This window comes from Phyllobacterium sp. UNC302MFCol5.2 (assembly GCF_000686005.1).
GTDB lineage: Bacteria > Pseudomonadota > Alphaproteobacteria > Rhizobiales > Rhizobiaceae > Phyllobacterium > Phyllobacterium pellucidum.
Window position 1 is genome coordinate 11,710 of record NZ_JMLL01000013.1, and the last position, 14,969, is coordinate 26,678.

Below are 14,969 nucleotides of genomic sequence, written 5' to 3' on the forward strand. Positions count from 1 at the left end.
CCCCGATCGCGAAGCAGCGCGGACATGAATGGGCTAATGGCGATGTTTTGGCAAGATGGGTGTCCAAAATCTCGCGCAACGCAGACGTCATGAAGTGCGCGACATACTGAATGGCGACCGCTCGACCAGCAACCGCCGGGGGTGATGCCGAGGCGGCTGCACCATGATCGAGCTCAGTCGACAATCAGAACGCGCTGGCCGACGCGATTGGTCGGAATATCCATTATCGTGGTTATCCGCGCGCTTTCGTCGTCAAATACAACACAGCGATGGTAATGAGTTGCAAGAAAGCGCAAAAAACTTGCGGTCTGGCCCGGTTGGGCCGGATTTGGTGACATGACCACGTAAATGGGGATGCTCTGCCGCATGACCTGGAGAAGGCCAAGGCACGCCATCGTCTCGTAACCCTCAATGTCGATCCAGACGAGGCCCAACTGGTTTGTGGGGACACGTGCATCGTCCAATATAGTTTGGGCCGTGTTGACCGTGGTCCGCAGCGGCATGTCCGATGCATGTTTTTGCCTGACGCTGCTCGTGAGGCTGTCCGTTCGGTTAACATGGAAATTGATCATGCCATCGATCATGCCGGCGGCGCAGGGAATCTTGTCTACAACCCCATCGAGATTATTGTCGGCAAGCTTTCGAACGAGCGCACGGAAATTTTCGGGTTCCGGCTCAACCGCCAGCACACGCGTAAATGCACCGCACGTGGCGAGTTCGCTTGTGGTGTCACCGCGGCCGGCGCCGAGTTCCAGCACGGTGGAATTGCGGCGCAACGCGCCAACTCCATCGAGTATCCGGCACACCATGGCTACGTCGCCGTGACACCGCACTTCGAGGGCGGCCTGGACAGCGCTCGGTAGTTTATCAATTCCGCGCCCGCCAGACGACCGAAGAAATTCGGCCGCAAACAACCGCAGCGCCGTCAGTGGGCCGAGGCGAGGTTTCTTTCTCTGGAAAGTAAAAATAGATGTGGATATCAGCTCCACGTATTCATCGAAATACATGACCTTTAAATCCGAAAAAATCTAAAAAAGAAAAAAGCAATGATCAAATTCTTACTTAAGTTCGGTTCCATCGTCAAATGGTTCTAATTGATCAATTCGGGCAGTGATTCCTGGCCGGAAACGGGGTTCTCATTTCGCCGTTCACGGCCCAGCGGGGGGGCGCGTGTTAAATTGGGCAAATGGCGGAAATGTTTTTGATCAATAACATGCGAGCTTTCCCTTATACAATAGATAAGAAAAGAAGGTTAAAACTGTCGGGAAATCTGGATTTAATCCGATATGCCTAGTAATTTAGTATGGTATCGCAGTTTGCGCTTGCTGAAACCGTCGTTCCGCCCTTATGATTCTACTTCCGGGAGCCCCCGGTCGTGCAACCCAAAGAGTGAGGAGACAGGAATGCCTGGTTTGCTGCACCCACTTCACGACGGCCACGCGCCGATCATATTGCAAAACGCCTTCCAAGACGCGATCGATGCACTTGAGGACTGGGAACTCGGCACTGATGAACCGGTAATTGACGTTAACGAGAAGCGGGTCGCGATCAGTACCGTGTTCCGCCGCCTGTGGACTTGCACGGACATTCTTCCGGCACGCACATTGGACGTCATTGAAGATCTATTGCCGTTGCGTTCAGCTGAATTCAAGGTGGGCACTTCGACCTATGCCGATGCCGCCTATAGTCTCTGGCAACTGTGCTTGCAAAAGCGCGCCGCGAGCTATGAGATGCGTATCTAGTTTCAAGTCAAAGAATGTGGTCACCCGCCGGTCTCGCCGGCGGGTGATTTTTTTTGAAGCGTCAGCCGCCGTTTTTGGCCAGCCAGCTTTTCATCTGTTTGATTTCCGCCTCCTGTGCCGCGATGATCTCGCCAGCGAGTTTACGGATTTCCGCATCCTTCCCGTATTCGAGTTCAATCTTCGCCATGTCTATTGCACCCTGGTGGTGCGCGATCATTCCCCGCACGAAATCCTCGTCGGCCTTTCCCGTGAACTCGATCGCCATATCCTCGTGCATTTTGGCATTGGCCGCGGCAAAGGCTTTCGACGGGGCACTCTGATCGCCGGCGGGCTTTGCGGACATCTCATGCTGCATCTTCCCGTGCGTATTGTGGTCCTGGGCGATAACGGGCGTAGCGGAGGCCATGCCGAGAACCAGCGCTGTCGTATATACTCTGTTCATTGTTGTAACTTTCCTTGGGCCAGCAGAAATCATGCGCGAGGCTTTGGCCCGGCTCACCTGCGCGTCAATTGCGAAAAATGTTTACGATCAGAGCTTGGGGGGACGTGGCAGGGGCGCGGGTATGCCGTTGACGAGCGGCAGTTGCCGGTCGCGTGGAATGACGATTCGAGGCTTTGCGGCAACTAACACCATGAGTGCCGTTGCTGGAACGCCGATACAGGCGGCGCAGGCGGCAAGATGGGGCGCCGGGTCCTGCGCGCAATGGTTTTGCCCATCACAGTTGCGCTGGTGATCGATGTGCCGGGCCGCTGGCGTCTCCAAACCGTGGTGCTGCGTCCCGATTTCCGCGGCGAGCCGTCCGGGTGCGGCGAATACCGGCACCCACCCAATGCAAAGCGCAGTTATCAGCGCGAAGATCGCAGCGAAGCGTTTCATCCGGTCGTTCTAACAAGAACACCGCATGAACTGAAATCACTTCTCTTCACGTCGTTCACGCGGTTCTTGCTGCCGCAAGCGCATTTTCGATATCGGCAATCAGATCGGCAGGGTCTTCGAGCCCGATTTGGAGGCGGATCAAGGGGCCGGCATAGTTTTTTCCGGTGATGACCCGCCCGCCTAGATTGACGTGGACGGCAAGGCTCTCATAGCCGCCCCAGGAATAGCCGAGACCGAATATCGTCAGCGCATTGAGGAAGGCGTGCGCCTGGTTCACCCCGCCAGCGATGACGATTGAGAACACGCCGCCGGCGCCGCCGAAGTCGCGTTTCCAGAGGACATGGCCGGCATGGCTTTCAAGCGCCGGATGGAGAACTTCGACCACGCCGTCCTGCCGCTCCAGCCAATTGGCAATTTCGAGCGCACTCTTGGCATGCCGTTCCATGCGCACGCCCATGGTCCTCAGGCCCCGCAGGATCTGGTAGGCATCATCACCGCCCACGCAAAGTCCGAGGGCGGTATAGGCAGCGTCGAGCTTCTTGAAGCATGCCTCGGTGGCGGAAACCGTCCCCATCAATATGTCGGAATGTCCTGATGGATATTTCGTCGCCGCGTGAATCGTTATGTCGACGCCGAAATCGAGCGCCCTGAAATAGAGCGGCGTTGCCCAGGTATTGTCCATCATCACGATGGCGCCGGCAGCATGTGCCTTTTCCACGATAGCCGGAATGTCCTGCACTTCAAACGTGTTGGAGCCCGGTGATTCGGTGAAGACGACGCGAGTATTCGCCTTGATCAGCTTTTCAATGCCGGAACCGATGAGCGGATCGTAATATTCGACCTCGACACCGAACTGCTTCAGCATCGTGTTGCAGAAGTGCCTTGTATTGCCATAGCAGCAATCGACCATCAGCAGGTGATCGCCAGGGGCAAGAAAAGCGAGGAGGGGGAGCGTTACCGCTACCAGTCCTGAAGGGACGAGCAATGTTCCTGCCGAGCCCTCGAGTTCGTCGATTGCGCGGCAAAGCGCATCCGTTGTCGGCGTTCCATGCGTTGCGTATGTGTATTTCTGCCTGTGGCCCGCCATGGTTTCAGCGTCGGGGAAAAGCACCGTCGAGGCATGGACGACGGGCGGATTGACAAAGCCATGATAGTCGTGCGGATCGTATCCACCATGTGCCAATCTGGTATTGATGCCCAGTTTCGCCGGCTTGCCCGGTTGCTTGTCCATGAGTTCGTCTCCACATCTTGTCTGTCTGGTGGGAAGTCGATAATCCGGCAGCGCGCCGGTTGCAACAGGGAGCGTCGAAAGGAAATATGACGGATCAGCTTCAGGACCGCCCCTCCGGCTTCGTGCGCGCGGGCCAGTCTGTCATCCGCTTTCTGCGCCGCATGAATGCGCCCGCTTATCCGGCGACCGAACCCGCCTGGACGCAAGGAATGACCATGGCTGCGGTCATGATCGTCTTCGTCATTCTCTTGCTGCACCCCTACGATGAGTGGCTGTCGCGCACGCTGTCATCGCACGGGCGCTTGCGCGAGGCGCGTCACCTGACCGACATTGGTCTTTCTCAGTGGTATCTGATTCCAGCGTTTGCCGTCGCAGTTTGCCTTATCGGCATCGACTGGTGGGGCCTTGCCCGGACAAGAAGAGTTCAGTTCGGCTTGATCTATTCGCAAGCGACATTCGCGTTCTGGGCGATCGCTCTTTCGGGTATTTTCACCAATATCGCAAAGTTTCTGATCGGACGCGCCCGGCCGAAATTCATCGATACGCTGGGTCCAAATGCCTTCTCGCCCTTTGTGTCGGGATATGATTTCGCAAGTTTTCCGTCGGGCCATTCGACGACCATGGGTGCCGTCGGCGCGGTGCTTGCATTGTGGTTTCCGCGCTGGCGGGTTGCGATCATCCTCGCAACGATGTTCATCGCATTTACCCGCATCCTGGTGCGCGCCCACTATCCTACCGATGTCGTGGCCGGCTACAGCGTCGGCTTTCTACTGACGGTTGCCCTTGCAAGGTTCCTCGCAGGGCGCCGCACTGCCTTTGTTTCTGACGGCCGATTCTGGCCCAAAATCCGCTTTCGCGACAATTTTTGGTGAGCGGATCGCGATTTGCACAGCGAATAATCAGAATAATCGCTTTGAGGGCAGGTTAACGGCCTGTTTTGCAATATTCTCAAGCAAAGATTGTACCTTGACCAAACAGACAGAATGGCCTTCGATGCAGCGGTGAATGGGAGAGGTATTGGGCCCTTTTTGGGTATGGGGGTTACCTGCCAATATCGTACTTTTCCTCTCTGGGAACTAAGGGCAATACAACCAAAGGGTACACTTGTTATGAAAAATCTTGTTTTGAAGGGCACGCTTGCTGTTTCGGCGCTCGTTCTGTTGGCGACCGCTGCCTCCGCCAGCACACTCGACGACGTCAAGAAGAAGGGCTTCCTCCAGTGCGGCGTCAATACCGGTCTTGCCGGCTTCGGCGCTCCGAATGACAAGGGCGAATGGTCCGGTTTCGACGTCGATTATTGCCGCGCGGTCGCTGCTGCGATCTTTGGCGATGGAACCAAGGTAAAGTTTACGCCTCTCTCGGCGAAGGATCGTCTCCCGGCATTGCAGTCCGGCGAAATCGACGTTCTGATCCGCAACACCACATGGACGCTCAGCCGCGATACGCAGGGCTTCGATTTCACTGGAGTCAACTATTTTGACGGCCAGGGCTTCATGATCAATTCGAAGAAGCTGTCGGGCATCAACTCGGCCCTGCAGCTTTCCGGCGCTTCGGTTTGCGTACAGGCCGGCACCACAACTGAGCTCAACCTGGCTGACTATTTCAAGGCGAACAAGATGGAATATAATCCCGTCGTGTTCGAGAAGCTCGAAGAAGTCAACGCGGCTTATGATTCCGGCCGTTGCGACGTCTACACTACCGACCAGTCCGGCCTTTACTCCATCCGCCTGACGCTCTCGGCGCCGGACGACCATGTCGTTCTTCCCGAGATCATCTCGAAGGAGCCACTTGGTCCGGTCGTACGCCAGGGCGACGATCAGTGGGCGGATATCATTCGCTGGACGCACTTTGCGCTGCTGACCGCCGAAGAACTCGGCATCACCAAGGCAAATGTCGAGGAACTGACGAAGAGCGACAGTCCGGAAATCAAGCGCGTTCTCGGCCAGGAAGCCAATACCAAGCTCGGGACGGACCTTGGCCTCACCAACGATTGGGTGGTCAATATCGTCAAGGCAGTCGGCAATTACGGCGAAGTCTTCGAGACCAACATCGGCTCGGGCAGCAAGCTCAAGATTGCCCGCGGCATCAATGCACAATGGAGCAAGGGCGGCCTGCAATACGCGATGCCGATCCGCTGATTAACTCATGCTCAAATAACATGGGGCGAGGGGGCATTGCCTCCTCGCCCTCGACCATAAAACAATAATAATAAGAATAAAAACGAATGAATCGAGGGGTCAATGGCATCGCAGGACATAACGCCTGTCGGAAGATCGAGCGCCAAGGCGTCGCTTCTTTACGATCCGAAAGTTCGCGGACTTGTTTTTCAGGTACTGACGGTTGTCGTCATCGCGGGTCTTATTTACTGGATTATCAACAATACCATCACCAATCTTCAGCGCGCTAATCTGGCGTCTGGCTTCGGATTTCTGGACGGCCGTTCCGGTTTCGACATCAGCAGCAGCCCGTATCTGGCCTATTCGAGCGATTCCACCTATATCAAGGCGCTTTGGGTCGGCATCCTCAATACGATCACGGTCGCCTTCGTAGGCATCATAACTGCGACGATCATCGGCTTCGTCATCGGTATCGGGCGGTTGTCGCATAACTGGCTGATCCGCAAGATCTGCACGGTTTATGTGGAGATATTCCGCAACATTCCGCCGCTTCTGGTCATCTTCTTCTGGTATCTCGGCGTTCTCTCGGTGCTGCCTCAGGCGCGCCAGAGCATCCATCTGCCGTTCAATACCTACCTCAATAATCGCGGTTTCTTCTTTCCGTCGCCGGTGTTTGGCGAAGGCGCATGGCTTGCCGGCGTGGGCCTCATCGTCGGTATCGTCGGCGCGCTCCTCGTAAAGCGCTGGGCACGCAGGCGCCAGATGGTCACCGGGCAGCAATTTCCGGTTGGACTGACGGCACTTGCTCTGATCGTCGGCCTCCCGCTGCTCGCCTTGCTGGTCAAGGGTTTTCCGCTATCGTTCGACTATCCCGTCCTTGGCTCGTTCAATCTCAAGGGCGGCGCGCAAATCGGCCCGGAATTCATGTCGCTCTATCTGGCGCTGTCGTTTTATACGGCGTCCTTCATTGCCGAGATCGTCCGCGCCGGTATTCGCGGCGTGGGCAAGGGGCAGTCCGAGGCCTCCCATGCGCTCGGGCTGCGTGCTGGTCCAACGACCCGGCTTGTCATCGTTCCGCAGGCGATGCGCATCATCATTCCGCCGCTGACGAGCCAATATCTGAATCTCACCAAGAACTCGTCCCTGGCTGTTGCGATCGGTTATCCCGATCTCGTGGCGGTGGGCGGTACGATCCTCAACCAGACGGGACACTCGATTGAAGTGGTTGCGATCTGGATGGTGGTTTATCTCGGCATCAGCGTTCTTACGTCGATCTTCATGAATTGGTTCAACGCCAGAGTGGCACTGGTGGAGCGCTGATCATGGATAATAATCTAAGCTACGTTCGCACCGAAATGTTGCAGGAGCAGACCCCGCCGCTCGGAGAGCGAGGCATCATCCGCTGGATGAGAATCAATCTCTTCGCGACGCCGATGGATACGGCGCTGACCGTATTTGCGCTGCTGGTGATCGCCTGGTTCCTGCCCGGCATCATCAACTGGCTGTTCGTGAACGCCGTCTGGTCCGGTCCGGACCGGTCGGTCTGCTCCACGGTGGCGCAGGGCGGCATCCAGCCTGAGGGCTGGTCAGGCGCGTGCTGGGCCTATGTGAACGCCAACTTTAGCCAGTTCATGTATGGGCCCTATCCGATCGATCAGCATTGGCGCGTCAATATTGTCGCGATCCTGTTTGTGTTGCTGCTCGTGCCGCTGCTCATTCCGAAGGCCCCGTACAAGGTTGCCAACGCCATCGTCTTCTTCTTCATCTTCCCGATTGTCGCCTTCTTCCTGCTTGTCGGCGGCTGGTTTGGCTTGCCTTATGTGGAGACGGCCAATTGGGGCGGACTATTGGTAACGTTGACGCTATCCTTCGTCGGCATTTCAGTATCGCTGCCGCTCGGCATTGCGCTTGCGCTTGGGCGGCGCTCAAAGATGCCGGTAATCAAGATGCTGTGCGTCATCTTCATCGAGACGATCCGCGGCATCCCGCTCATCACCGTGCTCTTCATGGCAAGCTATATGCTGCCGCTGTTCCTGCCGCCGGGTGTATCCTTCGACAAGTATCTGCGTGCTCTGATCGGCGTTGCGCTCTTTGCTTCGGCCTATATGGCGGAAGTGGTGCGCGGTGGTCTGCAGGCAATTCCCAAGGGCCAGTATGAGGGCGCAGATTCGCTGGGGTTGAGCTATTGGCAGAAGACCGGGCTCATCATCCTTCCGCAGGCGCTCAAGCTGGTCATTCCGGGCATCGTCAACACGTTCATTGGCCTCTTCAAGGATACCAGCCTTGTAACGGTCATCAGCATGTTCGACCTGCTGGGAACCGTGAAGCAGCACTTCGCCGATGCCAATTGGGCATCACCGCAGACCCCCATCTCCGGCTTGATTTTTGCCGGTTTCGTATTCTGGATTTTCTGTTTCGGGATGTCGCGCTATTCCATCTTCATGGAAAAGCGGCTCGACAAAGGACATAAACGCTGAGGAGCACCCCATAATGACAACCGAAAACGTTGTTGACCCAAATGAAATCCACGTCGACCGATCGCTCTTGCACGTGTCGAAGACGGACGTGGCTGTCGATATCATCAACATGAACAAGTGGTACGGGGATTTCCACGTCCTCAAGGATATCAACCTCAAGGTCATGCGCGGCGAGCGCATCGTCGTTGCGGGGCCTTCGGGATCGGGCAAGTCGACCATGATCCGCTGCATCAACCGCCTCGAAGAACACCAGAGCGGCAAGATCATCGTCGATGGCATTGAGCTTACGAACGACTTGAAGAAGATCGACGAAGTCCGCCGCGAAGTCGGTATGGTCTTCCAGCACTTCAATCTGTTCCCGCATTTGACAATCCTCGAAAATTGCACGCTTGCGCCGATCTGGGTACGCAAGATGCCGAAGAAGAAGGCGGACGAGGTCGCGATGCACTATCTCGAGCGCGTCAAGATTCCGGAACAGGCCAACAAGTATCCGGGCCAGTTGTCCGGTGGCCAGCAGCAGCGCGTTGCTATCGCCCGGTCGCTGTGCATGAACCCGCGCATCATGCTGTTCGATGAGCCGACTTCGGCGCTCGATCCGGAAATGATCAAGGAAGTGCTCGACACCATGGTGCAACTAGCCGAAGAGGGCATGACCATGGTGTGCGTTACTCACGAAATGGGATTTGCCCGCCAGGTTGCCAACCGGGTGATCTTTATGGATCAGGGCCAGATCGTCGAACAGAACGCGCCAGCGGAATTCTTCGACAATCCGCAGCACGAGCGCACCAAGCTGTTCCTCAGCCAGATCCTGCACTGACGAGACAAATGTTGAAAGCGGCGGCCTCACGGCCGCCGCTTTGATTTGTTTCATCGCTCTGAGCGGTCGTCCCGGGCATCTCCGCCGTCATCCTTGGGGCCTCCGCCGTTATCCTCGGGCACTTGTCCCGAGGATCCATTCTTCCTTTTGCGGGTAGATATCGCGTGAGTGGATCTGCGGGTCAAGAGCCCCGGAATGACGGGGACCGGCAGCTCAAGCGCCGTGCCACAACGGCCGCCGAACTATCAGCCACGCTTTTCCGGATCAAATCCATAGAGCCAGTCGAAGCCCTCGACGAACTTATCGGCTGGTCGATTGCGAAAGACGACGTTGCGGGCAAGCGCAATCGGTCCTCTTGCATGGTAGGCAAGCTGGTTCAATGCGCCGCGTCGCACCACTGCACCGACCCGTTTCGATCGTGCCTTGCTGAACTGATCGAGCGCCGTCGTCCATTTCTTGCCGTCGGTGGCAAGCGCAGCCGCCAGCAGGCAGGCGTCTTCAATGGCCATGGCCGCGCCCTGTGCCGCATAGGGCGTCATGGCGTGGGCGGCATCCCCGATGAGGACCACGCGCTCCTCGATCTTGAACTGGCATTTCTTCATGGCAAACAGCCGCCATGGCGTCCAGGGCCGGCCGGCCCGCATCAGGTCGCAAATCCCTTGATTCCACGCTGCGAACGCGCGGATGAAATCCTGGCTGGCATTGTTGGTCCGCTGGTCGTCCCAGCGGCGGCGAATGTTTCGATCCGGTGCAACGGCCACGAAATTGATCACCTGTCCGGAGCGAATGGGGTAGGCGATCAGGTGGGCATTGGCGCCGGTCCAGGCCACGACATTGGTGCCGGGAGGCATCAGCGCAGCAAAGGCGGGCGGCAATTGATCGACCGCGACCGAAGAACGCCAGGCGATCGTTCCCGTGTAACGGGCGCGGTCGGTGTCCGACAGAGCGGTGCGCATGTCCGACCATACGCCGTCGGCGCCTGCGAGCAGCGCCCCGCGATGTTCTTCGATGCGGTCATGATACTGGACCCGAACCAAAATGCCTTCGGTGTCCGACTTGTATTGCGTCACCGTCGATTGCAGCTGGATCGCAATGTTGGGACGGTTGCGCGCCTCGTTGAGCAACGCATTTTGCAGGTCGGCGCGGTGGCAAACGATATAAGGCGCGCCCCAACGCTGTCTTGCCGTTCCGCCGATCGGCAGATGCAGCAGATTTGCGCCGCTTCGCCCGTCCTGCAGGCAGATGGCCTGCGGCTCGACGGAGGCATATTTCAGCCGTTCCAGCACACCAAGGCGATCGAGAAGGCGCGTGGCATTGGGTGAAAGCTGCAGGCCCGCGCCGATCTCGGCAAGCGTCGCACTCTTCTCGAAAAGCTGAACCGAAAAACCCTTGTCGCTCAGGGCAAGCGCGAGCGTCAGGCCGGCAATGCCGGCCCCCGCAATAATGATCTGGTCAGGATTGGGAATTCGCCTGTTACGTTCTGTCTTGAGATCAATCAGGGTCGGGCCAGAGGACATCCGGATGGAACCAGTTTCTCCGTCCGGGTTCAAGCAGCCCTGTCGACGTAGATGCAGCCTTCCGGCACCGTCACCTCGGCAGGAAGCGAGGGATCGTAGCGGTAAAGCGTCGAGCAATAGGGGCAGACCTTTTCGTTATCGTCGCCAAGATCCAGAAATACGTGCGGGTGATCGAACGGAGGATTGGCGCCGACACACATGAATTCCTTCACGCCGATGCTGATCGCTGCATGACCAGCGCTGTTCTGGAAATGAGGGATGCTGTGTCCAGCCATATTACGCTCCTGACGACTCGCCGCTCAACGCGCCTTGGCGCAATTGACTTCTCTTTCCCTAGGGTTTGTATCATCCTGAATGCGATTTCAAGACGCTTGCAAACAATCTGTCAAAACACCGCATTAGTTTGCCGTTGAGACATGACCGTATATTCCGTTGCCGGTATAGTGGCAGCCAGCTTTTGATTGGAGAATAAATATGAACGAACAGGCGCCCCTCATTCCGCAACCGGTGGAGAGCGTCGATCTGCCCGATCTGCCGAAAAGCGTCGATCGGTTCGTCAATCGCGAGTTCTCGTGGCTGCAGTTCAATCGCCGCGTGCTCGAAGAAGCCCACAACGCGCACCAGCCCCTTCTCGAACGGCTGCGTTTCCTGTCGATCTCGGCCGCCAATCTCGACGAGTTTTTCATGGTTCGAATCGCGGGGCTGGCCGGTCAGGTTCGTGCCGGCGTCTCCGATCGCAGCGACGACGGGCGCACCCCGCAGGAACAGCTCGATTTCGTGCTCGAAGAGGTTGGACGCCTCCAGGCCGCGCAGCAGATCAGGCTGACGGAACTGCGCGCCGAAATGCTGAAGGAAAATATCGAGATCGTGCGGCCGGACCGGCTGACCAGCGCCGAACAGGCGTGGCTCGAAGATCACTTCCTCGAAACCATCTATCCGGTGCTGACCCCGCTCGCCATCGACCCAGCGCACCCGTTTCCATTCATCCCCAATCTCGGATTTACCATCGCCATGTTGCTTAGCCGCAGCAGCGACAATCGCCCGATGACGGCGCTGCTGCGCCTGCCGCAGGCGCTGAAGCGTTTCATCCAGATTCCCGACGAGAGCGGCCATTTCCGCTTTCTGACACTGGAGGATGCAATCAGCCTCTTCACCGGCCGGCTGTTTCCCGGCTACGAAATCAAGGGGGCAGGCACGTTCCGCATCATCCGCGACAGCGATATCGAGGTGGAAGAAGAGGCCGAGGATCTGGTGCGCCTCTTCGAAAGTGCGCTGAAGCGCCGCCGCCGCGGCCAGGTGATCCGCATCGAGTTCGACGACGAAATGCCGGAATCGCTGCGCAGCTTCGTTGCGACCGAGCTTGGCGTGCCGGACAATCGCATCAGCGTGCTCGAAGGCCTGCTCGCCCTCAACATGATGTCGGAAATTGTCGGCATACCGCGGGCCGACCTCAAATTCGTGCCCTACAATCCGCGCTTCCCCGAGCGTGTCCGCGAACATGGCGGCGATTGCTTTGCGGCGATCCGCGAGAAGGACATCATCGTTCACCATCCTTACGAATCCTTTGATGTCGTTGTCCAGTTCCTGCGCCAGGCCGCCGCCGATCCCGATGTCGTCGCCATCAAGCAGACGCTCTACCGCACATCGAACGACAGCCCGATCGTGCGCGCGCTTATCGATGCGGCGGAAAGCGGCAAGTCGGTGACGGCCTTGATCGAACTCAAGGCGCGGTTCGACGAAGAGGCGAATATCCGTTGGGCGCGAGACCTGGAGCGGGCCGGCGTGCAGGTGGTCTTCGGCTTCATCGAGTTGAAGACGCACGCCAAGATGTCGCTTGTGGTGCGGCGTGAAGAAAACCGGCTGCGCAGTTACGTGCATCTTGGCACCGGCAACTACCATCCGATCACGGCGAAGATCTATACCGATCTCTCGTTCTTCACATGCGAGCAGGCCATCGGGCGCGACGTGGCGCAGATTTTCAACTACATCACCGGCTATACACCGCCATCAGGGGAAATGCGCATTGCCGTTTCGCCGATTTCGCTGCGTCCGCGCATCCTCCAGCACATCGCCGAAGAAATCGAGCACGCCAAGGCCGGACGTCCGGCTTCGATCTGGATGAAGGTGAATTCGCTGGTCGACGCCGAGATCATCGACGCGCTCTATAAGGCGAGCAAGCACGGCGTCGAAATCGACCTGGTCGTCCGCGGCATTTGCTGTCTGCGCCCGCAGGTGCCGGGACTTTCGGAAAACATTCGTGCGAAATCGATTGTCGGCCGTTTCCTCGAGCATAGCCGCATCTTCTGCTTCGGCAACGGCGAAGGATTGCCGTCCGAAAAAGCACTGGTCTATTTCGGTTCGGCCGACATGATGACACGCAATCTCGACCGCCGCGTGGAGACGCTGGTGCCCATCACCAATCCAACTGTGCATCAACAGGTTCTTTCACAGATTATGCTGGCCAACGTTCTCGACAACCAGCAGAGTTACGAGTTACTAGCAGACGGAACGTCGCGCCGGATTGAGCCGGCCGAAGGTGAAGAAGCTTTCAACGCGCAGGAATATTTCATGACAAATCCCAGCCTTTCCGGCCGTGGCAAGTCTCTGAAATCCTCGGCACCTCGACTGATTGCCCATCGCAAGCGCTCGAAAAGAAACAAGGCTGCATGATCTCCGCTGCACAGGGACGCGTACAGGGGCGCCAGCCGGCCGCAGTTATCGACATTGGCTCGAACTCAGTGCGCCTTGTCGTTTATGAAGGCGTCAACCGCTCGCCCACTGTGCTGTTCAACGAGAAGATTCTCTGCGGTCTCGGCAAGGGTTTGGTCAAGACACACAAGCTGAATGCCAAGGCGGTGCAAAGCGCGCTGCGTGCGCTGCGCCGCTTCCGTGCCCTGGCCGATCAGGCGGGAGCGGTTTCGCTCGACGTTCTCGCAACGGCCGCAGCGCGCGAGGCAGAGAACGGCTCGATGTTCATCAAGGAAGCCGAGGCTCTGCTCAAAGAACCTATCCGGGTGCTTTCGGGCCGCGAGGAAGCGTACTATTCCGCCCTCGGCATCATCTCGGGATTTCACGATCCGGACGGGATTGCCGGCGACCTCGGCGGCGGCAGTCTCGAACTCGTCGATGTCAAGGGGCATCAGATCGGCGACGGGATCACACTTCCGCTTGGCGGCTTGCGCCTGCAGGACATGGCAGATGGTGATCTCACCGCAGCAGTGACGATAGCACGGAAGTATCTGGCTTCCGCCAAGCTTCTGGCCAATGGCAAGGGGCGCACCTTCTATGCAGTTGGCGGCACCTGGCGAAATCTCGCCAAGCTCCATATGAGCGCGACGCACTATCCACTGCATGTCATGCATCATTACGAAATTCCGTTCGAGGAGGCGCAGCGCTTCCTCAAGCTCGTCGCCGCCGGCGATCTCGATTATATGCGCGGCATAGAGGACGTCTCGAAAAACCGCCGCTCATTGCTTTCCTATGGCGCAATTGCGCTGCTCGAAACCATCAAACTGATGCGTCCGGCCCAGGTTGTATTCTCGGCGCTTGGGGTACGCGAGGGATTTCTCTATTCGCTGCTTTCTGAAAGCGAGCAACTGGAAGACCCGCTCATCTCGGCAGCCGATGAACTGGCGGTACTTCGCGCCCGCTCGCCTGCCTATGCGCGCGAGCTTGCCGAATGGACCGGTGGCGCCTTTGCCGCGCTCGGGTATGACGAGACCGAGGACGAAAGCCGCTATCGGCGCGCTGCCTGCCTCGTCGCGGATATCAGTTGGCGCGCCCATCCGGATTATCGCGGCTCGCAGGCCTTGAACATGATTTCCAACGCCGCCTTTATCGGTATCGATCACCCCGGCCGCGCCTATATCGCCCTTGCCAATTTCTTCCGCCATGAAGGCATTACCAATAGCGTCGCCGATCCGGACCTAGCGGCAATTGCCACGCCGCGCTTGCTCGAATATTCGCGCATCCTCGCGGCGGTCATGCGCATCGTCTACCCCTTCTCGGCCTCGATGGCCGGGGTGGTGCCTTACCTGTCCTGGAAGGCGACGGCAAACGGCATCGATCTCGTCGTCCACAAGTCCAAGGCCGACCTAATCGGCGACGTGCCGGAGGGGCGGCTGCAGCAACTGGCGAAGCTTACCGGTAAAAACATCCGGATGACGATCGGCTCCTAGTTCTCGGAGCCGA

Annotated in this window: 14 protein-coding genes; 8 read left to right on the plus strand and 6 right to left on the minus strand. The window is 57.9% G+C overall.

Annotation, left to right across the window (positions count from 1 at the left end):
* Positions 1-173: 173 nt before the first annotated feature.
* Complete coding sequence (locus BR48_RS0116730) at positions 174-1,007, minus strand: FkbM family methyltransferase (RefSeq protein ID WP_081815925.1); 834 nt, start codon at positions 1,005-1,007, stop codon at positions 174-176.
* 396 nt (positions 1,008-1,403) lie between these two features.
* On the opposite strand from BR48_RS0116730, the gene BR48_RS0116735 reads away from it, so the two are divergent.
* A complete protein-coding gene (locus BR48_RS0116735; RefSeq protein ID WP_027232361.1) occupies positions 1,404-1,742 on the plus strand; it encodes a hypothetical protein in 339 nt (112 codons plus the stop codon).
* A 61-nt stretch (positions 1,743-1,803) separates the two neighbouring features.
* On the opposite strand, the gene BR48_RS0116740 is transcribed toward BR48_RS0116735, so the two are convergent.
* The 3 genes from BR48_RS0116740 to BR48_RS0116750 all read right to left on the minus strand — a co-directional run bounded on the left by BR48_RS0116740 (position 1,804) and on the right by BR48_RS0116750 (position 3,850).
* The gene (locus BR48_RS0116740; protein WP_036814785.1) at positions 1,804-2,184 is read right to left on the minus strand and encodes a DUF305 domain-containing protein; all 381 of its coding nucleotides are present in this window, start codon (positions 2,182-2,184) and stop codon (positions 1,804-1,806) included.
* 87 nt (positions 2,185-2,271) lie between these two features.
* On the minus strand, positions 2,272-2,619 hold the full coding sequence (locus BR48_RS0116745; RefSeq protein WP_027232363.1) for a hypothetical protein: 348 nt from the start codon (positions 2,617-2,619) through the stop codon (positions 2,272-2,274).
* Positions 2,620-2,674: 55 nt separating this feature from the next.
* Positions 2,675-3,850, minus strand: coding sequence for a cystathionine beta-lyase (locus tag BR48_RS0116750; RefSeq protein ID WP_027232364.1), 1,176 nt, complete (start codon positions 3,848-3,850; stop codon positions 2,675-2,677).
* Between the two features lie 86 nt (positions 3,851-3,936).
* On the opposite strand from BR48_RS0116750, the gene BR48_RS25560 reads away from it, so the two are divergent.
* From BR48_RS25560 to BR48_RS0116775, 5 genes are all read left to right on the plus strand, one after another.
* Positions 3,937-4,722: a phosphatase PAP2 family protein gene (locus tag BR48_RS25560; RefSeq protein ID WP_051615118.1), complete on the plus strand. Its 786-nt coding sequence runs from the start codon at positions 3,937-3,939 to the stop codon at positions 4,720-4,722.
* Positions 4,723-4,959: 237 nt separating this feature from the next.
* Positions 4,960-5,988, plus strand: coding sequence for an amino acid ABC transporter substrate-binding protein (locus tag BR48_RS0116760; RefSeq protein WP_027232365.1), 1,029 nt, complete (start codon positions 4,960-4,962; stop codon positions 5,986-5,988).
* Between the two features lie 102 nt (positions 5,989-6,090).
* Positions 6,091-7,287: an amino acid ABC transporter permease gene (locus tag BR48_RS0116765; RefSeq protein ID WP_027232366.1), complete on the plus strand. Its 1,197-nt coding sequence runs from the start codon at positions 6,091-6,093 to the stop codon at positions 7,285-7,287.
* Positions 7,288-7,289: 2 nt separating this feature from the next.
* Positions 7,290-8,444 (plus strand): amino acid ABC transporter permease, encoded by a 1,155-nt coding sequence (locus BR48_RS0116770; RefSeq protein ID WP_027232367.1) that lies wholly within the window; start codon positions 7,290-7,292, stop codon positions 8,442-8,444.
* 13 nt (positions 8,445-8,457) lie between these two features.
* The gene (locus BR48_RS0116775; protein WP_027232368.1) at positions 8,458-9,261 is read left to right on the plus strand and encodes an amino acid ABC transporter ATP-binding protein; all 804 of its coding nucleotides are present in this window, start codon (positions 8,458-8,460) and stop codon (positions 9,259-9,261) included.
* A 245-nt stretch (positions 9,262-9,506) separates the two neighbouring features.
* Here the strand turns inward: BR48_RS0116775 and BR48_RS0116780 are convergent, their stop codons facing one another.
* Together BR48_RS0116780 and BR48_RS0116785 are read right to left on the minus strand one after the other, a co-directional pair.
* Complete coding sequence (locus tag BR48_RS0116780) at positions 9,507-10,778, minus strand: FAD-dependent monooxygenase (protein ID WP_051615120.1); 1,272 nt, start codon at positions 10,776-10,778, stop codon at positions 9,507-9,509.
* 29 nt (positions 10,779-10,807) lie between these two features.
* Positions 10,808-11,053 carry a zinc-finger domain-containing protein gene (locus tag BR48_RS0116785; RefSeq protein WP_027232370.1) on the minus strand — a complete coding sequence of 82 codons (246 nt, stop codon included), beginning with the start codon at positions 11,051-11,053 and terminating at the stop codon, positions 10,808-10,810.
* A gap of 199 nt (positions 11,054-11,252) precedes the next feature.
* Here BR48_RS0116785 and BR48_RS0116790 point away from each other — a divergent pair, with 199 nt between their 5' ends.
* Together BR48_RS0116790 and ppx are read left to right on the plus strand one after the other, a co-directional pair.
* Positions 11,253-13,448, plus strand: a complete 2,196-nt coding sequence (locus tag BR48_RS0116790) for an RNA degradosome polyphosphate kinase (protein WP_027232371.1) — start codon at positions 11,253-11,255, stop codon at positions 13,446-13,448.
* Positions 13,445-14,956 carry an exopolyphosphatase gene (ppx, locus tag BR48_RS0116795; RefSeq protein ID WP_027232372.1) on the plus strand — a complete coding sequence of 504 codons (1,512 nt, stop codon included), beginning with the start codon at positions 13,445-13,447 and terminating at the stop codon, positions 14,954-14,956. The genes BR48_RS0116790 and ppx overlap by 4 nt, the downstream gene beginning before the upstream one ends.
* The last annotated feature ends 13 nt before the right edge of the window (positions 14,957-14,969 follow it).